Source organism: Gynurincola endophyticus (assembly GCF_003991195.1).
Taxonomy (GTDB): domain Bacteria; phylum Bacteroidota; class Bacteroidia; order Chitinophagales; family Chitinophagaceae; genus Gynurincola; species Gynurincola endophyticus.
This window is the reverse complement of sequence record NZ_RCWL01000006.1, coordinates 94,096-119,523: the sequence shown is the minus strand read 5'-3', so window position 1 is coordinate 119,523 and position 25,428 is coordinate 94,096. Positions and strand designations below refer to the sequence as shown.

At 38.2% G+C, this 25,428-nt stretch carries 16 protein-coding genes; 4 read left to right on the top strand and 12 right to left on the bottom strand.

Features of this window, described 5'->3' with window-relative positions; translation table 11 throughout:
• The first annotated feature begins 31 nt into the window (after positions 1–31).
• Positions 32–2,758 carry a M14 family metallopeptidase gene (locus tag D9O48_RS12360; protein WP_126973288.1) on the top strand — a complete coding sequence of 909 codons (2,727 nt, stop codon included), beginning with the start codon at positions 32–34 and terminating at the stop codon, positions 2,756–2,758.
• Between the two features lie 340 nt (positions 2,759–3,098).
• On the opposite strand, the gene D9O48_RS12355 is transcribed toward D9O48_RS12360, so the two are convergent.
• The 3 genes from D9O48_RS12355 to D9O48_RS12345 form a co-directional block, all read right to left on the bottom strand.
• A complete protein-coding gene (locus tag D9O48_RS12355) occupies positions 3,099–5,138 on the bottom strand; it encodes a glycoside hydrolase domain-containing protein (RefSeq protein ID WP_126973287.1) in 2,040 nt (679 codons plus the stop codon).
• Between the two features lie 265 nt (positions 5,139–5,403).
• Positions 5,404–6,198 (bottom strand): GLPGLI family protein, encoded by a 795-nt coding sequence (locus D9O48_RS12350; protein ID WP_126973286.1) that lies wholly within the window; start codon positions 6,196–6,198, stop codon positions 5,404–5,406.
• A 10-nt stretch (positions 6,199–6,208) separates the two neighbouring features.
• Entirely contained in the window at positions 6,209–8,665 is a 2,457-nt protein-coding gene (locus D9O48_RS12345) for a hypothetical protein (protein WP_126973285.1), read from the bottom strand.
• A 300-nt stretch (positions 8,666–8,965) separates the two neighbouring features.
• Here D9O48_RS12345 and D9O48_RS12340 point away from each other — a divergent pair, with 300 nt between their 5' ends.
• The 3 genes from D9O48_RS12340 to D9O48_RS12330 all read left to right on the top strand — a co-directional run bounded on the left by D9O48_RS12340 (position 8,966) and on the right by D9O48_RS12330 (position 10,718).
• Positions 8,966–9,181: a hypothetical protein gene (locus D9O48_RS12340; protein WP_126973284.1), complete on the top strand. Its 216-nt coding sequence runs from the start codon at positions 8,966–8,968 to the stop codon at positions 9,179–9,181.
• A gap of 75 nt (positions 9,182–9,256) precedes the next feature.
• Positions 9,257–10,336, top strand: coding sequence for a hypothetical protein (locus D9O48_RS12335; RefSeq protein ID WP_126973283.1), 1,080 nt, complete (start codon positions 9,257–9,259; stop codon positions 10,334–10,336).
• Positions 10,337–10,403: 67 nt separating this feature from the next.
• Positions 10,404–10,718 carry a hypothetical protein gene (locus D9O48_RS12330; RefSeq protein ID WP_126973282.1) on the top strand — a complete coding sequence of 105 codons (315 nt, stop codon included), beginning with the start codon at positions 10,404–10,406 and terminating at the stop codon, positions 10,716–10,718.
• 47 nt (positions 10,719–10,765) lie between these two features.
• Here the strand turns inward: D9O48_RS12330 and D9O48_RS12325 are convergent, their stop codons facing one another.
• From D9O48_RS12325 to D9O48_RS12285, 9 genes are all read right to left on the bottom strand, one after another.
• On the bottom strand, positions 10,766–11,638 hold the full coding sequence (locus D9O48_RS12325; protein ID WP_126973281.1) for an ROK family protein: 873 nt from the start codon (positions 11,636–11,638) through the stop codon (positions 10,766–10,768).
• Between the two features lie 4 nt (positions 11,639–11,642).
• The gene (locus tag D9O48_RS12320; protein ID WP_126973280.1) at positions 11,643–14,330 is read right to left on the bottom strand and encodes a GH92 family glycosyl hydrolase; all 2,688 of its coding nucleotides are present in this window, start codon (positions 14,328–14,330) and stop codon (positions 11,643–11,645) included.
• A gap of 296 nt (positions 14,331–14,626) precedes the next feature.
• Entirely contained in the window at positions 14,627–15,808 is a 1,182-nt protein-coding gene (locus D9O48_RS12315) for a DUF4185 domain-containing protein (RefSeq protein WP_126973279.1), read from the bottom strand.
• A 74-nt stretch (positions 15,809–15,882) separates the two neighbouring features.
• Positions 15,883–16,671, bottom strand: a complete 789-nt coding sequence (locus tag D9O48_RS12310) for a hypothetical protein (protein WP_126973278.1) — start codon at positions 16,669–16,671, stop codon at positions 15,883–15,885.
• Between the two features lie 37 nt (positions 16,672–16,708).
• The gene (locus D9O48_RS12305; RefSeq protein ID WP_126973277.1) at positions 16,709–18,058 is read right to left on the bottom strand and encodes a sugar porter family MFS transporter; all 1,350 of its coding nucleotides are present in this window, start codon (positions 18,056–18,058) and stop codon (positions 16,709–16,711) included.
• Between the two features lie 5 nt (positions 18,059–18,063).
• Positions 18,064–19,842 (bottom strand): class I mannose-6-phosphate isomerase, encoded by a 1,779-nt coding sequence (locus D9O48_RS12300; protein WP_126973276.1) that lies wholly within the window; start codon positions 19,840–19,842, stop codon positions 18,064–18,066.
• A 22-nt stretch (positions 19,843–19,864) separates the two neighbouring features.
• Positions 19,865–21,334, bottom strand: coding sequence for a RagB/SusD family nutrient uptake outer membrane protein (locus D9O48_RS12295; protein WP_126973275.1), 1,470 nt, complete (start codon positions 21,332–21,334; stop codon positions 19,865–19,867).
• Between the two features lie 19 nt (positions 21,335–21,353).
• Positions 21,354–24,470 (bottom strand): SusC/RagA family TonB-linked outer membrane protein, encoded by a 3,117-nt coding sequence (locus D9O48_RS12290; protein WP_126973274.1) that lies wholly within the window; start codon positions 24,468–24,470, stop codon positions 21,354–21,356.
• Between the two features lie 85 nt (positions 24,471–24,555).
• Positions 24,556–25,284, bottom strand: coding sequence for a GntR family transcriptional regulator (locus D9O48_RS12285; RefSeq protein WP_126973273.1), 729 nt, complete (start codon positions 25,282–25,284; stop codon positions 24,556–24,558).
• Positions 25,285–25,428 lie beyond the last annotated feature (144 nt).

Genomic DNA, 25,428 nt, shown 5'->3' with positions numbered 1-25,428 from the left:
CATCATTGTTTTTAGCCCAAAATTAAACTGCATGATTCGAACAACGTTCAAGAGCATGTTAGTCTTAATGTTATTAGGCAGCAGCTTTTTTGCGCAGGCGCAAAAAGTTCCAACCCCTAAAGAACATTTTGGATTTAACATTGGCGACGATTACCAACTTGCCTCCTTTGTACAAACTGAGGCTTATTTCAAGAAATTAGCCAGTACTTCCGACAGATTGAAGTATACTGTTATCGGTAAAACTGAAGAAGGAAGAGACCAACCTATGTTGATCATCTCCTCTCCTGCCAATCTTCAGCAATTAGCTAAATACCAGGAAATTTCTCAGAAATTAGCTCGCGCAGAAGGAATCACTCCTGAAACTGCAAGAGTATTAGCAAAAGACGGAAAAGCCGTGGTTTGGATTGACGGTGGCCTGCACGCTAATGAAGTTTTAGGTGCACACCAGTTAATTGAAACTGCTTACCAGTTAACCACACGTACAGATGAAGAAACGATGCGTATCCTCGACAGAGTAATTATTCTGATGACGCACGCTAATCCTGACGGTCAGGATTTAGTGACCAACTGGTATATGAAAGAGTCTGATCCGAAAAAAAGAAGCACCGGCAATCTTCCGAGATTATACCAAAAGTATATCGGACACGATAACAACCGTGACTTCTATATGTTAAATACAAAAGAAGCACAGAATATCGGCCGTCAGTTATTTGTTGACTGGCTTCCGCAGATCATGTATAACCACCACCAGACTGCACCTACCGGTGCGGTAGTAGCAGGTGCTCCTTATCGCGATCCGTTCAACTACGTATTCGATCCGTTATTAATGACCGGAATTGATGCATTAGGTGCAGCAATGGCAAACCGCCTGAATGCTGAAGGTAAAACAGGATATACTGCCAGAAATGGTGCTGTATTCTCTACCTGGTATAATGGTGGCTTGAGAACCACTACTTATTTCCACAACATTATAGGTTTATTGACAGAAACAATTGGTAGTCCAACTCCAATGGAAATTCCCGTAGTTACCACCCGTTTGATTCCTGATGGAAACACCACCAACCCGGTAACTCCGCAAAAATGGCATTTCCGTCAGTCTATCGACTATTCTGTATCGATGAACTATGCCGTATTAGGATATGCTCAAAGACATTGTGATGAGTTGTTATACAACATCTATCGCATGGGATTGAACAGCATTGAAAGAGGCAGCAAAGATTTCTGGGCATTGTCTCCGTCTAAAATCGATGCCATCAATACAAAAGCGGAAGCTGAAAAACCGGCAAATGCTCCTGCCCCTGCTCCCGGTAACTTCAGAGGCATGCGTTATCCTTCAGTAGATGTATATAACGCAGTGATGAAAGACCCTGCCAGAAGAGACCCGCGTGCGTATATCATTTCAGCTGATCAGTCAGACTATGCCACTTCGGTTCGTTTTGTAAACGCCTTAATCAATAATGGTATTCAGGTACATAAAGCAACTGCAGGTTTCACCGTTAATGGTAAAACTTATCCTGCAGGTTCTTATGTAATCAAAACCAGCCAGGCCTTCCGTCCGCATATTCTGGATATGATGGAACCTCAGGATCACCCGAACGATTTCAGATATCCGGGCGGACCTCCGGTACCTCCATATGATGCAGCCGGCTGGACTTTAGCTTATCAGATGGGTGTTGAATTCGACCGCATCCTGGAAGGTTTCGATGCTCCTTTAGCAGTTTTACCATGGGGTGTTGCTGAAAAAGCAACCGGTAAAATCAGCGGATCAGGCAATGGTTATATTTTAAGTGCGAAAGAAAATATGTCATTCCTGGCAGTGAACCAGTTATTGAAATCAAAAATCAATGTGGTAAGAATCACTGCGGGTCCTGAACAAGGCAACTTCTTTGTTCCTGCAGCAGGAAAAGCAATTTTAGAAAAAGCTTCTAAAGACTTTGGCGTTACTGCAAAAGCAACTTCTTCTAAGTTTACTCAAACAGCGAAAGTACAACCGTCAAAAATCGCATTATGGGATGTTTATGGCGGATCAATGCCTTCAGGTTGGGTAAGATGGTTGTTAGAGCAATTCCAATATGATTTTGATGTGGTATTTGCTCCAACCATTGATGCAGGTAATTTAAAATCAAAATATGATGTGATTGTATTTGTTGGCGGTGCTATCGGATTGAATCTGCCAGATAGTAAACAATCTTATCAATTACCGGCTAATGATAACATTACTGCTGCTGAAAAAGTAAATTATGGCAGATTGAATAAAGACAAATCTATTCCGGCGATTCGTCAGTTTATGCAGGATGGTGGTACCGTTGTAACGATCGGTAGCAGCACAGCATTAGCTTATCACCTGGAATTACCTGTTAAGAATGCCTTAGTAGAAATTCAGAATGGTAAAGAAGTAAGATTAACGAACGAGAAATATTATATCCCTGGTTCTATTCTTGAAGTAGACTTCGATGCAGCTCATCCTGCAGTATGGGGTATGAAATCAAAAGCGGATGTTTACTTTGACAACTCAGCAGTATTCCATGTAGCACCTAAATCGTTAGCAGACGGTAGCATTCAACCATTAGCATGGTTTAGCACAGCTACTCCGTTAAGAAGTGGATGGGCATGGGGTCAGAATTATCTTCAGGATGGAGTAACTGCTTTTGCAGCAAACATCGGAAAAGGTAAATTACTGGCTTATGGTCCGGAAATTACATTCCGTGCACAACCACATGGTACATTCAAACTATTATTTAATCAGTTGTATAAATAAAATATAAACTGATGCTACTATAAAAAAGCTGTTACTCCGGTAACAGCTTTTTTGTTTTGGCAACTATTGTAGTCACGAAGAAATAAAGTCTTAACAGTATATCACACCGGATACAATCCGGCGCGAGTGAAGATCTGGTGCCGGATTGCGAGATCTGGTGCCGGATTGCATCCGGTACCGCTTTTATACATCAATGGTGCTGCTTTGTAAGCGGTACCCTTTTGTATGCACTACTGCTTTGCAAATACTAACTGTCTGCATTCAACACTTCTTCAAAACAATTACGATACAGGACGCACCGGATACAATCCGGCGCGAGTGGTGAGGGATATTCTATTACTTATTGAAATAAAGCCATTTCCGATATCCAGATATTATCCTTACCATACGCTGTTGGTACTGCACTGGCTGTAATTACCAGGGTTCCACCCTTTCTGATTTCATCTCTGGTAATCCATATACGGCCTAAATCCTTTCCATTTAAAGTAACTCTTTTTATATACCTGTTTGCAGTATGATATCCGTTAACACGGATTGTAAAAACGGACGCTTCGTTTTTGATTTTTACTGATTCAAAAAAAGGGACACTCAGATAATAAACCGGTTCACCAATCAACGGTTGGTGCAAACCTATTGCAGAAAGTACAAACCAGCCCGACATAGCGCCGGCATCATCATCCATTGTTCGGATATATGCCTTAGGTTGATTTTTATACAACCTGTCAATGCTTGGTTCAATACCACGAAGATTCTCATTGAAGTAATACTGTACAATCGAATCCAGTGCAATATGATGAATCAGGTACTGATACTTTGAAGGATGATTACTCGCATTGTACATAGTGGGAGATTGTATATCCGGTTCATTCGCACGATTATAGTAATGATTATCAAAAAAGTCATCTAACTCTTCAGTAAACTTTTCCTTCCCTCCTGCCAGTTCTATTAAACCTTTTACATCAAAAGGAACATTCCATCGGTATTGCCGGATTGTACCCTGATACATATTTCTTGCAGACATGCGGTCTACATCTCTCAAAGTAAGATCTTTAAATTCTTTTAACCAGACTGTTTTATAATCTGCAGCTCTTTTCAAGAACTGTTGCCGATGTTCAGGATAAAGTTTTGCCATTGCCCAGAAATCATAGGTAGCTTCAAGAAATTTATCAGGTTTAGAAAAATCGAAACGGCTGGTATCCGAAAATACTTTTTCCTTTATACCATTTACATCCACCTGATAGCCTTTGGCTACAGCATCGGCCAATACCACTGCAGCATGTTCTGTTCTTACGGAATTTGCCGGTTCATTTTCCCCTGCAAAATCATATTTGCCATAGCGGTAAAGATCGGCGATAGAAGTGATTATGTGCTGATAGGTTAGCGGATACAACAGCTCGAGTAAGGGAAGCTGGGTCTTATAATTATCCCATATTGCCCAACCATGATATCTTGTAACAGAATCCGTATATATATTACCATCCGTAGCAGCAAAACGGCCATCTTTCTCCGATACCTTAAAGGGAGATTGCAACGTCCGGTACAGTAAAGAATAAAACAACTTTTTAACAGCTTCATTACCTTCTACTTCAATATAATTAAAGAGATTATTCCATTCATCACTACTCTTCTGTTGAAGTTGCCTGATACTTAAATGTTTGTTGATATTTAATTTGCTGATCGCATAATTAGGATTGACTGATGAAAAAGCAATTCTCAGGTTGATATGCACCACACTTTCGGGTAGTTTTATTACAACCGTATTACCCGTTGTATCAACTGATATATTTTCAGGAACTTCAATAGCAAAATGAATCTTATAAGTGCCGGCATGACAAGTGGTTTTAGCGCTCACAGTACCTGATATAAAACCATTGGCAATAGTATACTGAGCGCCTGCAAATGCATTATTAAACGTATGTTCAAGATTAATCAACAGACCTTTTTTACCTCTGGGAAAGGTATAATGATGAATGCCGATATCATTCCATACGCCAAAAGAAGCATTCACTCCATTTGTGAAATGTATAGTATAAGCTCCGGGGCTGGCAGCTTCACTTTGCTTAATCAGTGGCTGCGAAAGACTGTCTTTCAAAAAAGGTTTTATAAGAATCAATCCACCACTTCCCCGGCAGCCAACTCCTTCAAATCTATTGTGTGTAAAGCCCAATACCTTTTTTGCATAATGCTCATATCCCATATGCAGATAAGGGTCGGTTTGAGGCAAAATACTCATTTGTGTAAATGGAGCAGAAGCAGCCGGTGACATCTGGCCGTTATCTCCGGAACTTCCCAGAAATACATTCACCAGTGAGCTTTTGGATTGGGCATCCACGCTTCCGTAAATTGTCAGAAACAATAGCAGCACATAAAGTTTTCTCATAGATTGTGATTGGGTCAGGGTAAACAAATGGTAAAACGGAATTGCACACACACTTCCTTTCGCTGATTCAAAGTTAAGTATTTGGCCAATATCCTGCTACAACGTTTTAGCTTTTTATAAATAGCAGATAAAACATCCGCAAATCACCATTACCCGCCCTGTTAAGATACATCATCTTACCAACCCGGAAAGTTATATTATTGTTTTACAACAAAAAAGGCACCTTTTCGGTGCCTCTAAATATAAATAACGTAATATATATCTTTTATAAAGTATATTTTACATCAAAAAATGTATAGAACTCATTTGCATAACTCACCACATTGGTATTTTCGTTCATTACCTTTGACTTCTCTTTTTTCTGTTTTGCCAGCTTTACTTCTCTTTCTACAAATTTCCCCCAAGTGATCTTTTCAAAAGGTTCATAAGAAGGGATATCGGGTTTAAAGCTAATTCCTGCATTTTTGATACCGGTGGCAACAATACGAATGTCAAGAGAAGGGCATTCTACTTCCATAATCAGGCCGGGCAATCCATTGAATTTCCAGGGGCCGTCCATGTAAGGAATATCAGTGGTAAACCAGGCGGCATACTTTGAACCTTTAAAATAACCGGTTGCCAGCTGACAGTTAAAACCAAGTATATTTTTCTTCTCGGCATGCATTTGCCAATCAATAGTTTGCAACGTGTCGGTAATTTCCTGCCACTGAATCAACTCGTTATTTTTATAGGTTTTTACATCCTTCTTACGATCAGCCAGTTTTACGTAACTCTGATAATCTTTATCAAAATATTTTACGATATACTCCTTGTACTTAAATTTGGTAGCAGGATATCTGAACTTCTGTCCATAAACTTCTCCTTCAACAGTTCCGCTATTAGTAGTTCTGTTTAACTCAAAAACACTGTAGTTCGAAGAATAAACATACAAAGTACCTGTATAAGATTTTGCATTCCCGAATGGGTATAACAATTGGGTATCATAAGTAATACTCAATTTCTGGGCAATACTGACCTGATATTGAATCAAACATAGAGTTACTATAGCAATATATTTCATAGTCTGTTTTTTAATAGATAAAGCGTACTTTTAGCAGTGCCATTCTGGGAACCAGTTGATTCGTGACCACTGATCTGGAATAGTTCGTTATAACCGTTCTCTGTGCGTTCACTTCATTGAATAGATTCATAAAATCCATTCCAATCACCCACTTCTTATTCTTCATTTTATAATTGACTTCTGCATTTGCCTGCCAATATGAAAAGTTGTCGCCGCTATTTAAGTCAGGAATTGAATAAATCATGTAACTTCTTAATTCCAATACCTTCATCAATACCGCATCTAACTGAATCGTATTAAACAATGAAGACAGGTTTAACCTGGCAGCTCTTTCACTTTCCTGTTGATAAAACTGGTATTCATTTCTATACTTTATATTAAAGTTTTTTACTAAAGGAAACCCTATTTCAATTCTTCCGGTTAGAGTTTTATAATTATTTCTGTTTAAATCCTGATTTAGCAGAAATAACTGATTTCCCTGATGATAATTTAAACTCCAATGAAGCAATGACTTTGTTTTGAAAATAAACTTACTGCCCGTATGTGCAAAGGATAAAGAATTAATATCATCCGATACAAAAACGTAATTATTTGAGTTGGAGGCTGGAGTTATTACCAAACTACTAGTTTCAATTCCGTTCGTATACTGATAAAAAAAACTATTCTGAATATGCAGACTTCTATCTCTGTTTTTATAGGTATGAGATACCCTACCAGAAAGACCAGTCTGATTCTGAGGTATCATTCCATAATTAATGCTCGCCCGTTGTGCTCTAAAAATTTCAAAGGGATAATGTCTTTTAAAATAGAGCGGATTACGAGAGGCAGTGGCACCTAAACTGATAGAATGCCTGTTCAACGATGCGAACAAACTCTGATCTGTGGAGTAAGCATGCGCCTTATTACCAGTTAAAAAAGGTACTTTATAGTAATGGTAACGATAAGATAAATTACCCGTATACTGTACTTTACTTTTATGTCTGCGCCATTCTACTTTCAGATCATTATCAAAAAAATCAAATGCACCTGTAAATGTATTGTTTAGATAATTATCAGAATAGTTCAGCCTTTCTTTAGTATATCTGATCTCGTTTGACAATGACAACTGCCAGAAGTCAGTATTAAACAGCAGTTCATGTTTGTTTCTAGTAATAAATGGTTTCTGCCGAATATTCTGTTGAACATCAGATGCCGTATCGCCCACATAGTAAAATACAGAAGAAAAGAAACGGTTATTGACCTCTTTTTCCTGAAAATCAATAAAAGTCTGATAAGCAAAATTTCCAGCTTTAGTAAGATAATCTATTTTAGCATATTTATGACGGTAAGACTGCTCTATATCGGTGTAAATGTCATTTGCATGCTGAGAAGAAATTGTAAAAGGATGTTTGTTCTCATTCTCAAGATATTTCCATACAGCTTTAATTATATTATTCTGATTGATCTCGTATCTGACTTCGCCTTCCACAAAATAATCACGCATCCGTTTAGTATGCGCATATTCATCCTTAAAATAAAAAGTATCTGTGTGAATGTAAGAATACTTTTCAATGGCAGACTGGTTAGTTAACCGATCGCTTCTGTAGCTACCTTTTACTTTCAAAGTAATCTTTTCATTTATATCAAAAGAAGTATTCAATTGTTGCGAAAACAACTTATTATTAATAGAATTATAAGAAGAAGGAATTGTATTATCAGGTTCTATCAATTGCAGATACTGGTCATTTTCCAGAACAGACACATTGGTGTTCAGGTGTTCCTGGCTCACACGGCTGGTATTCTGATAATTTGTAAGCAACTGAAAAACGGCTTTATTATAAATACCCAGCGCAAATGCTTCCTGTTCCTGTCGTAATTTTGCATTCTGGTCTATACCTAATTTAGAGAGTACTGAACCGGAGGTTTTGAAATAAGACTGCTTAATACGGAGATTTATAGCCGTATTTCCCTTATTAAAGTCTTTCAGTATTTGTTCTATATGGTAGTCTTGTAACACTTCTACTCCCTCAATTGCATCAGCAGTAATATTTCTGGTGCCAAGGGTATACTTTTCGTCAAAAATATTTCTGCCATTCACCAATACATGCTCGATCGGCTTACCCATAAACTTTATTTTACCTTCCTCATCTACCGTCATACCAGGCAGATTGCGGAGAACATCCTCCACGACCATTTCGTTACCTTTAAGGAATTTACTTACATCGTAAAATACCGTATCGTTCTTTTCTTTGTACAACTTTTCCCTGGCCAGAACAATAGCAGTGTCCAGAAGTTTCCCTTCTTCTTTGATCATTCGAATTATGCCAACCTCTACAACAGAGGTGGTATCCCTAAAAACCACCATTTGTTCAAAAGGCCGGTATCCGGGTGCCGAAACAGTAAAATAAACTTTTTGATCGGTTGTTTTGAGCTTTATTTCAAAAACAGGGCTCTTTATTCTATAATATTCTTTTACAAATTTATTCAAAGAGTCCTTTATATATATATACACTTCTGAAAAAATCTCTTTATCCTCTAACTCACCTGTAATTTTTTGAGAAAAGGCGTTTTTACAAAATGAGCTAAAAAGTAAAAAAAACATAATTATTCTCATGATAAAATGGATACACTAGAACGTTATATACTCAAATATACATTACATTTATAAAGAAGTATAATTTTTATATGTATTCATTATCGTTATTCAATATTCGAAAAATATCAATAACACTTAACCATCTCTAAAATAGAACTTTTTTTTTTATAAAATCAATTAAACCTAAACATCATGAAAAAACTTCTTTTCGTTTCAACAGCTGTTGCATTCACTATCGTAGCTAGCTCATTTTCAGCCAAATATACTGCTGTAGTAGCAGAACCAGATGCTAGATGCATACTTGCAAACGACGAAAAATGCAAGGTAGTAATTGAAGTAGAGGTAGAGGAAGGAGAAACAGGAGAGCTGGAAGTTACTCTCAACAACAGAAAAAGAAAAGAACCTTAAACAAACCGGATTCTGAATTAACCAATGTAAAGACGGCAATTGATAAACAATTGCCGTCTTTGTTAAAAACGAACTATGCGATTTCATTTATACTTATTTCTTCTAATCAGTTTTTGTATTTTTTCATGCTCTGATGACAAAGTTAAACACCAATTACAGTTTCACTCTCCTGATTACGAGTTATCTGATTTTAAACCTGTAAATATCAACAGCACCTTTAAGGTGCAGGAAAACCAGGTTTCCATTAAATCAATATTCATTTCAGAAAATACTCAACAGCTCATTCTTACTTCTTTAGAAGACAGCAGTTTTTTCCACTTCTACGATTTACAGACACTGGCCTCAAAAGGAAGTTTTATACAGATACCTAAGGAAGTAAAATCTTCTTTTTTCAGGATGAGGCTGCTAAATGCTGAAAATACACTTCAGGTATTAGACGACTATAATCAAAGATTACTATTGTATGATGTAACCCGGTTAAACCGTGATCACTATCAACCGGCAGCAATCGATTTACCCTTTTCTTACAATGACCCGGTTATTATTGATTCGATTTTCACCTTAGCAGATGATGTAAAACGAAAAAAAGCCGATCATTTATATCTTGTATCTTTATTAAAACCGCCTTACGAAATAGCCGAAGCAATGCCGGTAAATAAACTTTTTCTAAACGATACAGACCTCATTGACACCATTGCCTACAACACCACTCATCAGGGAATATTTCATAAATCAAAAAACACTAATGAGTGGTTATATATTTATGAAAAGATTCCTCTGCTGCAAATTTTCGACAGTACGATGATTTTACAAAAAACGGCAATTGGTCCGGATAGTATTTTTTTTCAGGATATAAGAGTAAAAGACAAATCTAACAGCTATAGTTATTTTCAACCATACACAGATCGGCCAAGCTATTTTTCACTCGAAGCAAAGTTTAACAGTGATTATATTTTTGTTGGTTTAAAAGACAAATACGATGATTTATTTATCAGTAAAATACTTCAATTTAACCATCGCCTGCAACCACAATATGTATATCACCTCGAACAAAAAGCTTCAGTTTTTGATATTGATTTTTTGAATAAGAAAATTTATTATGCAGATGACAAAAAATCTAACCGCCTATATTCTTTTGATTTCCATTCTAATTAGCCATTTGAATTGCTCTACTCAGAAAAATAGAAATATATACTCAAAAGATCAAATCAGTTTTTTGCCATTGGCGAACGAAATAAAGGAAGAGGAGAATTTAGTGTTTTATTATGCAGACATCAACTGTTCTGATTGTTTAGCAAAAATCATTACCATTTCAAAAAAGATCAAACCAAACAAATTTGTTTTACTATATAATGAAGATCAGTCTATTTATTTAAAAAATTTAAAGAACAGACTGAACAATCTGAATATAAAAAACATTACGATTACTGCGATAGACAATATGAGAGACAGCTATTTTAAGTATTTCAGATATAGTGTAGTGTATGAACTGACAGTTGAAAAAGATAAATATGTAGTAAAAGAAATTGATTTTTAATGATAAAAAAACCTGATAGCTATGCTATCAGGTTTTTTAAGTATATTTTATCTTACTTTTTCTTTTGTAAAAAGAGAGGCTGCACCGAGTAAAGCCGCCTGTTCTCCCAAAACAGCCTGAACACATTGAATATTTTCTCCTTTCGATTGAAAATAGGCGTGTGTATGTGGAATAAAACGATTCCAGGCTTTAGAGATATTTCCACCAACCACAACTACATCAGGTAAAGCATTGTGATAGCGTTGTAAAATAATTTTGGCCAGATTTTCTCCATACATCTGAAAAATTTCATCAACCATAGGAGTTTCTTCAGCAGCCATATCTTTTACACCGTCGAGTAGTGTGCCGGTTCTGGCGTAATATTGATGTACCAACCATCTGGCAGCCATATAATCTTCTGCTGTTCCTTCTGCAAACGGAGTACACCATAAGTCACCTTCAATCATTTTTCCGTTTCTCCATTGGGCACTCCCGAGTCCGGTTCCGAGTGTTACTCCTACTACATTCTGCTCACCTCTCGCAACACCAAAATATACTTCACCTAACAGATAAGCACTGGCGTCGTTGATAAAGCGTATTTTTCCGGGTACCAGATCTAACAAAATCGACAACATTTCTTTTACATCAATACCATATAGCGCATCGTATTTGTGTAAATCTTTCATCCAGCAAATACCTTTTTCATAATCAAAGGGTCCCGGCATAGCAATACCTATCTGCACATTAGCATTTACAAACGATAAAGACTTTTTGATTGCTTTTAACCAATCTCCGAAAATGATTTGCATTTTCTCATTTGATCGAACAGCTGCTCTGGCAAAACTTTTTTCATGTACACGGTTATTTGCCATATCTACTAAACAACAACTGATATGCGTACCTCCAATATCAACACCTAACACCCAGTGATTCATTGACATATATTTACTTTTTACCCCAGTTGTAATTCGGTTTACTATCTAACCATAATTCCAGCATCCCTCCTTTCTGAAAGGTTTCGTGCGAAAACCAGAATTTGGAATGTGATTGGCCATTTAATGCAGCACGTTGAATATATGGATTCGACTTACTGTTGTTATATGTCTTGATAATAAACTCATTACCCTCGTAGTACCTTTTATCTAAATGAATGATAATTTCGTCAAAGATAGGACTTGTTATTTCATAATAAGGATCTATCGACTGATTTCCTAAAACATTAAATAAACCTATTGCCATTAAAGCACTTACGCCTCCCATTTGTCCCTGGTCTTCATCATGTCCGCCATAACCCAGATCAGGTGTAACACCACCATAAGCCTGTTCTTTTACCCTTCTTACCCAATATTGAGTAAGCCATGGTTTACCTGCATACGTAAATACGTGTGCGTTAGAGCAACCTGGTTGGTTGGCATAACTGACATAACCATTTGAATAACTGTATACATAGTCAGATGCTACAGATTTTTCAAATGCATAATTCAATTTATTGGTAAAACTATCTGCGCCACCCATCATCGGAATTAAATCATCAAATGAATGGGATAATCCCCAGGTTGCCTGCCATGCATTGGCTTCTACCCATCCGTGTCCGTTCAAAGGTTCTTTATGAATATAATTTCCCTGGCGGTCTTTAGGGAAAATAAATTTCGATTCATCGTCGAATAGTTTTTTCCATCCTTGCGACCGTTTAAAAAAATAAGCTTCGTCTTTTTTCTTACCGATCTTTTTAGCAAACTGGGAAATTCCCCAGTCCTGAAATGCAGCCTCAAGTGTAATTCCTGCATTATCAGGCCAGTATCCATGCTTACTATAAAATTCTATATCTTTTGGTTCGCCCAACATTCCACCCGGCATTGCATTTCGTTTTACGATTGCATATGCCGAATCAACGGTTTGTTTAGTCAGAATACCTTTCATTACCGCACTCATCACTAAATTTGAAGAAGGTGAGCTGGTCATAATATAAGAATAACCGCCACCTGAAGGGCCACGTGGAATTTTATAGCCGTTCGTTGCATATTGCATCATAGAAGCAGCCATTTCATCATGTACTTCAGGCCATGCTAAACCCCATAACACATTGAGATTCCATTGTGTTAACCAAAATGCATCTGAATTGTACATTTGAAATTTCAGACTACCGTCTGCATTTTTAGGTACTTTTCTGATAATTAATGCTGCATCGGTAAATGTTCCGTCACGTTTGCCCTGTGTTCTGTCCGGATAATCTCCCGTTACATCTGTGATACTGTGCCGACCTAACAAAACATGCCATAAATCGGTATAAAATTTTATCCGGTCGTTCAGTTCACCACCTTTCACTTCTATTTTCCCTAACCAGCTATTCCACACTGTACGTGCATTATTTCTCACCTGATCAAAATCCCAACCGGCACACTCTGTCAATAAATTATTCTTAGCATTTTCTACAGAAGTATATGACAATCCGATTTTCATTTGAATTTTTTCACCGGCTTTTACATTGAATAATACGGCAGTATTTAAAGTATCTCCTTTATAAATATCAGCAACCGGCAATGATTTGTTTTCATTAATACCCAGAAAGTTTTCAATTTTTTTGTCGAATGCTACATAAGCATACAGCAACACTTCTTTAGGGCCACCCCAAAATCTTTTTACCGAGCTGAACTGTATAGCTAAATGATAATCATCTACTTTATGAATTTCAGCGTTGGTCATGGTAGTAGATCCCAGGTGGCGCGACAAACCTAAAATGATCTGGGCTTTTTGATCTTCAGTATATTGAAAACGATAATAATTGACTCTTTCAGTACTGGTATATTCTGCCCAGATTTTATGTTTCCTTAAAAACAAACGATGATAACCTGGTTGTGCAATTTCATCATCGTGTTTAAAATAAGATTTCCACTCCTGCTCTCCGGAGGCAAAGGGCTCGCCTTCAATAGCCGGCATTACATTCAATCCGGAAATCATCCAGTCGTGCCATTGGCCGAAACCCAGAATATACTCTTCGTTGTAGTTATAACCACCACCGTTTTGGTTTTTATTACGAGTATGCGGGGCAGCACTTGCCATTCCGAAAGGTAATCCACCGGGAGTAAAGAAAAAATATCTGCCACGGCTGGTTTCGATAAACGGATCTACCATTGCTACAAAATCTTTTGCATCGGCAGGGTCAGTAAAAATTTCGACTTCAGAAAAACCCAGATCCGAGCCGTTTCCATCAGTAACCAAAAATTTTACCCACCGCACTTTTTTAGCAGGAAAAAGAATCTCTTTTCCAAATCCGTTTGCAGGAATCTGGCGCACATATATTTCGGACCCGTCACTAAAAATTAATTTACCACCAGCGATATTGTCGGTGGTATTCACGCGATCATACAGCACTATTCTTGAAATAATATATTCTTTATCCCAATCAAATTGAATCCATGGATAACGCATATCCCCCCATGAAGTAGTAACACCTTCACAAGCCCACTCTCCCTGGCCATCTACTGCAATGATACCATCTACTGCATTCCTGGCTTTAAACCGGTCGTTTAATTCAGTAGATACGGTAACTTTTGAAAGTGGCGCAATATTATCTGTACCCGCAATTGCGGTTACAGCAAAAATGATAAATAAACTGCTTAATACATATTTCATAATATATTTTGAAACATTAAGAAATTAAAAAGCTCCTGCCGCTTCGCTTTGTCTTATTCTAACTGATGATTGCAATTTAAAACATGAAGAGAATGAAGTTGAAAAGCGAATGAAGTGCTGTCGTCCGCGCTGCTTTACCTTCATACCTTCATTCTCTTCATGTTTCCCATTACCATTTCAAACATAGGAGGAATTAAGGAATTAAACGTTCACATTAAAACAGTTGAATCCCCTGATAGCCAGAAACATCTGTAATTTGGAAATATCAACTTTTTTTCGTACCTTATTAGAATGAACTATTCGTATTTTACTCTGATAAATCTTGGTCTGTATAAGTTCGGATAAGTATAAATATCCTTAAAGAAATCAAAGGAATTCACATTATAACTGATCACCAGTTCATTAGGTTTCGACAAAACAGTATGTACTTTTGCATTGTAAGGAAAAATATTTTTATCCTGCTCTATATCGGCACTTACATTGTACAATGAAATCATATCAGAATAAGGTCCTTCAGGACGAGCAGCCAGTTTCAGGCCAATTACCGGACTCATTGTCTGATATTGATATACCATTGCATATCTGCCGTCACTCAGCTGGCTAATACTTAATTCATTAGAAACTTCAGTAGCGATTGCTCTGGCAGAGTCGAATACATTTGACCATTCAGAACCGTCCCAGAATCTCCAGGCACCGAAATCTTCAATATCTTTAGGTAATACTCTCGCCACCATTAAATCTTTTTGCTGACCTTTTACACCATAGATGTAAATATAACCGTCAGCATTTTTAACACCTGCTTTTTTGGTATTTACTAAAATTGCAGATCCGAAGTTCGGAACTTCTGTAATTTTTCTATCCCCATGAAAAGGAATATCTACCTGGCGACTGGCTCTCCAGTTATTCCACTGGTCAGAAGGAACAACAATTAACGTATTTCCTCTTTCTTCAAAAGCAAATGCCACATCCTCGGCTGTAGTTTTAATTCTATAGCCAATTACATACAAGTCATTATTTTTTTCTGTATTCACAAATCCGTCACCCAACCAGTAATATTCACCTTCCTGGGATTTAGGAGTAGTTGGTAATACAATAGAAGCGGCTGCATTCTGAACAGAATCCCATTTGAAGGCAGGACTTCCATCTGGCGGTACAATGGCTAAAGAGTTATTTATCATCTTAAACCATTTTAAAATGCCGTTCACAATATCTCCCAGTAAAGTATCACTGAACCAGATCAGAATATCATCTTTAGAATTATCACTGGCATATTCTACTCCATCTTTTCGAACCATGAAAATTCCATCACCACCGAACCAATCTTTGCTCCGGTGAAACCAGTTTTCATATTCAGGTGCTTTTTCCACCGTAAATGTAAATTCATTATTCGCCTTCTCTTCTCCCGTTGAAGGTTTTGAGTTGCATGAAGATGTTGCCAGTATGAATATCAAGGCAAATAAAATAAGATTGGCTCGCATGATGTGGAAATTATTTAGTTAGTATTTGTATTTTTATCTGGCAGGTAAAACACCTGCCAGATTCATATAAGATTTTAGTTAACCGGCTCATAAGTGTAAACGAATTTTTCGTTTGCAGTATATGGCTCACCGAAATCAGTTAAGTCAACTGTTTGTTCCAGAACGATTCTTTCTCTGGTTACAGATTTTACCGAATATTCGTGTAAATTAACAGAACCATCAAAAACGCCTTTCATTTCCATTACAAACTTTGTTTCGTCTTCAGTGATCCACCATTTTGTATACTCATTAAATCCGTCGAAAGTACAGGCTTTGGTTCCGTAGCTAATACTGTAAGTACTGTCTGAATTCCAGGTAAAAACATCATCTGTTTCACAATCTTTCAGATCACTTACATTCGGTGTAACAGAAACCCACATTTTAGAAACTAACTTCCATTGTCTGCTATAAATCGTTTGTTCTGCAGAAGTAATAGCATTAATACTTAAATCTTTCTGTACATTCTGGCCATTACCGTCTGTGTAAGAGAAGTTGAAACCGATCAGTTTGTCAGCATCATCATCTTCCAGAACATATTCAAATTCATATTCATAACGGTTATTGCCTACTGATTCCAATACTACAGTTTTAGTGCCGTTTGTTTCCCAGTCACGATCTACATCGGTGTTTACGGTTTTTGTAATCACTAATGAACCGGGCACTGTAGTGCTGACAGAGAAAGTGGTAGTTACAGCTCTTCCTGTTTTAGAAGTAACTTCATTGGTGCTTAATGCTGCTACCGGAGCAGGAGCATCTTCGTCTTTTTTACACGCTATTGCCAATGAAAAAATAGCGATGAAAGACAGGAGTCTTATGGGTTGCATAATCGTTAGTTTTTAGAGTTTATAATTTATTTGATAATTATTGCCACATTTTTTCAATTTCTTCGAGCGATTTACCTTTTGTTTCAGGAATGAATTTCCACACAAATACAAATGCTACTGCTGATAATATCATATAGATCCAGAAAGTTTTAGCAGCGCCGACACTTTCCAGTAACATTGGGAATGTTTGTGAAACGATGTAGGTAGATAACCATAAAAAGAAAATGGCTATACTCATGGCTCTGCCACGTACCTGATTAGGGAAGATTTCACTGACTACAACAAAAGTTAACGGACCCAGAGAAATGGCGAAAAATGAGATATACAACAAAATAGAAAGTAAGATAATCCAGGCTTGCCCGATATTCCAATGAAAACCTAATCCGACAATCAATAAACAAACAGCCATACCCAGCGAACCGATGAGCAATAGTTTTTTTCTGCCCAGGCGGTCAACATACCGTATCGCTACTAATGTCATCAAAAAGTTAATTGCACCTACAATAATTGTTTGCAACAAAGAACTTTCGGTATCAGCCCCTGTCTGTTTAAATATTTCAGGTGCATAATACATGATAACATTAATACCGGTTATCTGTGATAAAATAGCCAGAACAACACCAATCAGTAAAGCTTTTCTGAAACCGGTTTTCCATAATTCTTTCAGGGAAATCTGTTTTTCACCGATCGCCGACTGAATACTGTTCATTTCATTTTCAACAGTAACTGCATCATTAATTTTCAGAAGAATACTTTTAGCTTCTACTGAACGATGCTGTTGTACTAACCAGCGCGGGCTTTCGGGTACATTTGCCAACAGGATAATAAACAAAATGGAAGGCAGAATTCCTGAGCCGAACATCCATCTCCATCCGGTAGCAATATTCCATTCAACTGTATTTAATGAAGCGATACCGGCATTTACAAAATAGATTACCAGAATACCGATTACTATACCCAGTTGATAAATAGATACGAGACGGCCTCTGCTTTCTGCCGGTGCTATCTCAGAAATATATAGCGGGGCAAGAATCGAAGCGAGTCCGATACCGATACCTCCGATCATTCTGAAAACTATAAATCCGCTGAAGTTCATCGGAATTAAAATACCGATAGAAGAAATTGCGAATGCAAATGCTGCCAGTTGAAGTACTTTTTTTCTGCCCCATGAATCACTCAATACACCGGCTACCATAGCGCCGATCATACAACCGATCAAAGCACATGAAGCAGCCCAACCTTTCATTGCCGCATCTAATGAATAGTAAGTTTCCATGTAACCGATAGCACCTGATACCACTGCGGTATCGTAACCGAATAAAAATCCGCCTACTGCAGCTACAATGGTACATTTGTATAAAAAGCTTTTATGAGAAGCCTGACTCATATGGTTTATTTTAGGTTGAAATATTTTAAATGGTCGGTATTGATAAAGGCCTTCAAAACTGCAATTTGCTGATGCTCACTTTTGCCGTAAGGACGAATCGTATAGTCGCCTACCGAAGCAGGAACAATAAACGTCTCAGCATAATGGATAATATAAGGTTCAAAAGCATTGTGCGGACTTTCCACTATTGCCTCCTCACCTTCTACCAGGTTCAATACATTTACCGAACCGTTGGTATTATGATGCGTGATTGTATTCATCCAGTATCTTCGGGTTTCAATGAAGAAGTTATCATACAAACCTGTACGTTCTTCCTTCCAGCCTTCACCTTCATTTAAAGTAACAAACTGATTAATCAGATGATCTTTGGTATACTGAATGCGCCTGTTCCACTGAATTGCTTTCTTACCATGATCAATTGAAATAGGGCGTGGTTTACCATCTAATCCCATTCTTTCCCAATCATACAATTTAAAAGTAAAGATGTAAGGAGTAGCGCTGATTTCCAGTACTACGCTATCTGTTCCCGAACAGTGGATTGTACCTGAGGGGATGAGAAAATGATCGTGTTTGTTTACCGGCCATTTTGCCACATACTTATCGGCATCAAATGCAGTAGCATTTTCATAAGCTGATTCCAGTGCATCAATCATCTCCTTCGGGTCGGTTTCATCTTTTAATCCGAGATACACTATCGCATTATCTCTCACCTCCATCATATAATAACTTTCATCTTGCGTAAACGGCATTCCGAAATGTTCTCTGATATATTCTTTCAGCGGATGCACCTGCAAACTAAGATTTCCTCCATCCATGGTATCCAGAAAATCAAATCTGATCGGGAAAGACGCACCGAATGCATCATAAACTTTCTTTCCAAGCAAAGCTTCCGGATATTCATGTACCAGGTTGATAGAAGGTATTTCAACGGTTGCGTTTTCGAGCTTCAGCAATAAACTGTTTTCTTCAGGCACACAATCAAATGCCCAGGCATAATTAGGGGGCCCGTCGGGCAAATCACACACTTCTTTTAACCATTGTCCGCCCCATGGTCCCGGATCAAAAAACGGTACTACTCTGAAAGGCTGTTTTAATGCTTGTTGCAATCCTGATTGAATTGCCTGGTGGGATACAAGTTTCGGTTCGGCCGTAACAGTGGTATCTAACCAGTAATTTACAGTATCAAAAATATCAACCTTATGTTTATCTAACACTCTCCAATCAACGAAGAATGATCTTCTGTACAAATAAGCAAAAGGGGCCGTAGCATTATTTGCTCCAAGATTAGATACCAGTTTTTTTCTGAATCTAAGCTGAATCTCCCATCTTGCCATATCAGCATACACAGTTATACCGGTATTACGGGTTACCAGAGCAGCTGCCGGTCCGATCACAAATTGAATTCCGGTATGAGTTGATAATGTATTCTGTAACGCTTTCAACTTCTCCGAATCAATAAAGTTTTGAATAGTCAGGTCATTCATTTTTCCGAATACCGGGTGATCGGTTACGAAAGGTTCTACCATTTCGCCGATCGCGGCTTCAGTGAAAAAGATGAGCCGGGTATCATGTATTACCACTTGCGGAGCGAGCTGACGTACGTGTTGAATCACGGCGTCCAGGTCAACTCCCTGATAACAGTCAATCGTCACGAGTTTAACCTCCTGCTGACCGGCTGACTGTACTAACTTTTCAATAACTCCACTCCATCCTACAATTGCATGCTCATGCTGCACCGCTATGAAAGGAGCTTTTTCATAGTTCGAAGTTTGAATTTGCTTCATGATAGTTGAGAAACCTCTCTGTTTATTTATATAAATCGTTTTGCTTTAAGTTCGGATTGATATCTGTTTCACGTAAAGGAAGCGGAAAATAGACATGTCGCGGTGCCGGATTTACACCCGGTTTTGCCAATGGAACTTTTGTAGCGAGTTGTCCTGTACGAACCAGATCAAAGAACCTGTGTCCTTCTGCTACAAACTCGAGGTAACGCTCTTTCAGAATGGCTTCACGCATCTGGTCTTTATTTAATCCTGAAAGATCTGCCAGCACAGGTAATTCAGTAACACCGTTAAACCTTGCACGTTTTCTGATTTTGTTAATATAGTCATGTGCAACGCCGGCATTATCGAGTTCATTATTGGCTTCTGCATAAGTCAGCAGAACATCAGCATATCTGATTACCGGAAAATCGTTTGAAGATTCATTACCTTTCGGTTCTGCTGCACGATCCCAGTATTTTTGAATATGTGGCCTGATCGTTTCAATAGTGCCATTATTGTTTACTTCTGAAATAAAAGTTACTTCTCTTCTTCTGTCGCCGCTTTCATAAGAATTATAAAGATGTAAAGTAGGAACCTGCCATCCCTGTGCATTTACCACACCTTCAACAGAAAGTGCCGGTGGTAACAGGCGTACCTGAAACTGACCTGCTTCCCAGAAAATGAGTGCACCGTTTGCATCTCCGAAACCAACAGAGAATACGGCTTCCTTCCCGTTTCTGTTAGCCAGTTTGAACACATCACCGAAGTCATCCCACAATGCATATTCATTTAAACTAAATACTTCTTCACAAGCGTCGGAAGCCTTTTTCCATTCTCCTTTCGTTAAATGCATTTTTGCTCTTAATGCCCATGCCGCCCCTTTGGTGGCACGTCCTTTACCACTGCCGATTACATAGTTTTTAGGTAACACATCTTTCGCCAGATTCAGATCATTTTCAATGGCTGTATAAATAGCAGCTGTAGATACTTTAGAAGGATATAGGTCTTCTACCTCGTTTAACAACAAAGGAACTTCACCAAATACACGCACTAAATTGAAATACATCAGCGCACGCAAAAATCTGGCTTCTCCTACCAGGCGGTCACGCAAAGCAGGATTCATATTTATTTTAGGAATACGCTCGATAGCAATATTGGCAAGGGTGATGGTTTTATAATGGCGGTCCCAAACCTCCTCTAACCCACTGTTAAAAGGTGTATAAGTAAAAGTTGCAAACTGATCATACTGTGGTGAAAAGAATTGCTGATTCAGCAATTCATCACTGGCTAAACCCGCCATTACCCAAAACGTGCTATGATAAACACCCGCAGTAGACCCCGTACTGATTGAGTTGAGGTATGCATAAATGGAGTTAACGGCGCTGACAGCATCTGCTTCAGTCTGATAATAATTTTCAATTGTTACCAGGTGTTTAGGATCTTCCTGCAAAAATTTACTGCAAGAAGTAAAAAGTACTGAAACGATAATAATATATAATAATGACTTTTTCATTGGTTGAAGTTTTGAACGTTTAGAAACTTGCATTCAAACCGATTTGTAACATTCTGGCCTGTGGATAACCACCCAGGTCAATTCCGAGTAAAGTGGTACTTTGTCCGAATGTATTTGCTTCCGGATCAAACCCTGTGTACTTGGTAAAAGTAAAGAGGTTGCTACCACTCAGAAATAGTTTCAGTTGTTGAATATTTGCTTTCTTCAACCAGTGTGAAGGCACATGATAGGCTAAAGTGATATTTCTTACCCGTAAGAAAGAAGCGTCTTCAACGATAACATCCGAGATAATTCCCTGATCAACATTTCCTGTTGCCATCGCACGCGGATATTTGTTTGAAGGATTCGTAGGCGTCCATCTGTTCAATGCAGCTTCTTTCAATACATTGTTCTGTCCGTTGAAATTTAACAGATCGAGGTTATTGAAGTTGGCCAGTTTATTGCCGTAAGAACCGTGTAAGAAAATACTTAAATCAAAATTTTTGTATTGTAAAGTATTGGTAAAACCGATTGTAAATTTAGGTACGGCTGTTCCCAGAACAGTTCTGTCATTCTCATCGATTTTGCCATCGCCGTTCAGGTCTCTGTACTGACGGTCTCCTGCTTTAGCACGCGAAGCAACGTTTGAGCTGGTAGGCTCCTGGCCTACCAATACCGGGTTTGAAGCAGCTTCTTCATCGGTCTGGAAAATACCCATAAACTGATAACCATAGAAAGTTCCGATTGAAACACCTTCTCTTAGTAAAACAACATTGTTAAGAATTACATCTGTTTCGCTATTCAATTTAGAAATTGTATTTCTGTTCATTGAAAAATTCAAAGCAGAAGTCCAGGTTAACTTGCGCTGCACATTGATCGTACGCAAATCAAACTCTAATCCCCAGTTGTCGATATTACCGATATTCAACATCGTATTAGCAAAACCGCTGGTCAGGGGTATAGGGGTTGATAATAAAAGATCATTCGTCTTTTTATTATAATAATCGGCAGTAAAAGAGATTCTGTTATTAAACAGAGAAAGGTCTAAACCGATATCTAACTGATGAGTGGTTTCCCATCTGATTTTACGGTAAACGTAACTTAAAGGTTCTTTACCGGTATAAATTTCAGGGCCGCTTCCTGTATTGAAAGCACCTTCTCCGTAAGGTCCTACCAGTGCCAGTGACTGATAAGGAGGAATTGCCTGGTTACCAATAATACCATAACTGACTCTGAACTTAAGGTCATTGATCGTTGACTGGTCTAACATAAAATCTTCTTCAGAAATTCTCCAGGCAAAAGCACCTGAAGGGAAGAAGCCGTATTGGTTACCGGCAGCGAATTTAGACGATCCGTCTACACGACCCGTTAAAGTAAAAAGGTATTTATCTTTAATGGTATAGTTTACTCTTCCCAGATACGACAACATACTCCATGAAGATTCAAAATTTCTGGGTCTTTGCGGTTTTAAAGCTGAATAGATATCGTGATATCCTGTTCTGTTATCAGGAAAATCAAAAGCATATACCAGCAATTTTTCATTCTGGAAACGTTGCGCAGTAAAACCAACAACGGCATTGATACGATGATCGTTATCGAATGACTTATTATAACTCAAAGTATTTTCATTGAGCCAGGTAGAGCCGATTGTTTTTCCTAAAGAAGCTTCACCATTACTGGCTTCTGTTCTTTTAAGATAATTCGGGCCAAAACTATTTTCTTCATTGCTGAAATAATCAATACCGAAACTTGATCTGAAGCTCAGGTCATTACTGAGTTTCACCTGCAAAAATGCATTACCCATCAAACGGTTCAGTTTAGTAACTGAAGTATATTCGCGGGCTTCTGCGATCGGATTACCCAATACTTTACCTCTGTCATTTTCAAAAGTATAGCCACTGCGATGAGTAGGATCCAGAATAGATTGAATAGGATTAAATAATAAAGCCGAATAAGTAACACCCGGAACAATATCACCGGCATTCGTTAAAACACCTTTTGTATTAATATTAGAATAAGATAAAGACGTACCTACGGTAACTCTGTCAGAAATCGCTCTCTCTACATTTGTTCTGAATGAGTAACGTTTAAAATCAGAGTTTAAAACGATCCCTTCCTGGTCAAAATAACCGCCCGAAATATTAAACTTCGTTTTTTCATCACCGGCAGAAAAATTAACCTGATAATTACCCATCATAGCCTGACGGTACAGCGCATCCTGCCAATCGGTACCTTCGCCGAGGTTAGCCGGGTTTACATAAATCGGCGTTTGGTTAACATTTCTTTTGCCTTCATTCACGAGATAACCGAAATCACTTGCATTCAGTACCTCTACTTTTCTCGCGAGTGTCTGAAAAGTTTGTGAGGCATCCAGCTGAATTAATCCTTTACCGGTTTTTCCTCTTTTGGTTGTAATCAATACCACGCCATTCGTACCACGTGAACCATACATTGCAGTGGCAGAAGCATCTTTTAATATTTCAATCGATTCAATATCTGCCGGATTGATAGACGCCAAGGGTGAGATTCTGGGGCCACGTGTACCACCTGCACTCACGTCACCACCATCACTGCTGATTAATAATCCGTCTACAACATATAAAGGTTCGTTTCCGGCTGTGATAGAACTTGTACCACGAATACGGATAGACGTTTCAGCACCGGGCTTTCCCGACATCTGAGTTACTTCCACCCCTGCTGCCCTACCCTGTAAAGCCTGATCAATACTGGTAGTAGGAATGGCCTTCAGTTCATCACTTTTAATAGAAACCACAGAACCGGTCAGATCGCTTTTGCGAACCTGTCCGTAAGCCACCACTACAACTTCCGACAGTTCGTTTTTGTCGCGCAGTAACCTGATACCTGCATGCGTATTCGATTGAATTTCTTTTTCGGTGCTGATATAACCGATGAAGCTGACTAATAAAATTTGTTTTCCGCCCTGGTAGGGTATAGAAAAATTTCCTTCCGCATCAGTTTTCACCGATACATCAGTATTCTTCCATTGAACGGTAGCACCTTCTAACGGAGCACCGTCGTCGGATACAACAGTTCCTTTGAGCACGTTGGTTTGCGCACTTAAAACGAGGGGTAATAACCCAAACAAAAGCAAGGGGAAGCATTTGGCAAGCAACCCTTTTTGGAGAGCATTTATCATGGAGCAAAAGTTAACGATTTAGCATGTACGAATGTTCGTACATATTAATTGGCAAAAAATTGGCGCCTATCCGCCAGCGTTACTACTATCGTTCAATATCTATTGTATACGTAAACCTGTCTGCACGGTAGTAACCTAAGTTATATTCGAAAGGACGATCACCCGGATCACAAACCACTCTCTTTCTAAAAAGAATCGGGTCTCCCAACTTCACGGTTAACAGTTTACTCAGCTTTGCATCGGCCAGAATCGCACTAATTCCTTCTTTGGAAACTGCTGCTACTATATGGTGTTCGCGTTCAAGTGTTTCATACAAGGGCTTAGAATAGTCATCTTCTAAGGTGAGTCCTGTTCTCGGATGGAAATAAGATATAAAGTGTACGATCGGTCCGGATTCCGGGCCTTTCAAACGTTCCAGTTTTAAAATCTTTTCTCCTTCTTTCAAACCGAAGAGTTCTTGTATCTCTACATCAGGAACTATAAAATTGACTTTGATACTATATATTTTAAACACCACTCCCTTCTCATCCATTTCATGCGTGAAACTGGTCCATTTATTCAACTTAGTGGTGATATTGTTTTTGGCAACTTTGGTTCCTACCCCTTTTTTACGAATCAGGAGGTTTTCATAAACCAGTTTGTTAGTTGCCTGACGAACAGTACTTCTACTGATGCCCAGTTTCTTAGCCATGTCAATTTCGTTTGGTAATAATTTACCATCCTGATACTCGGGCTTCTCTATCATCTTCCTCAACATGCTTTCCACCTGAACATGGAGAGGCAACGCGCTATTATGATCTATATTAAAATCCATAGGTAAGTATGTCTATATGTTCGTACATAGTAAATGTAGGAAGTTTTTTTAAAACCCGCACTTTTTTGTTAAAAAATATTCAATATATTTACATAACAAGTTATATAAATGATTATGTAAATAGCTGAATCCTTTATAAACACA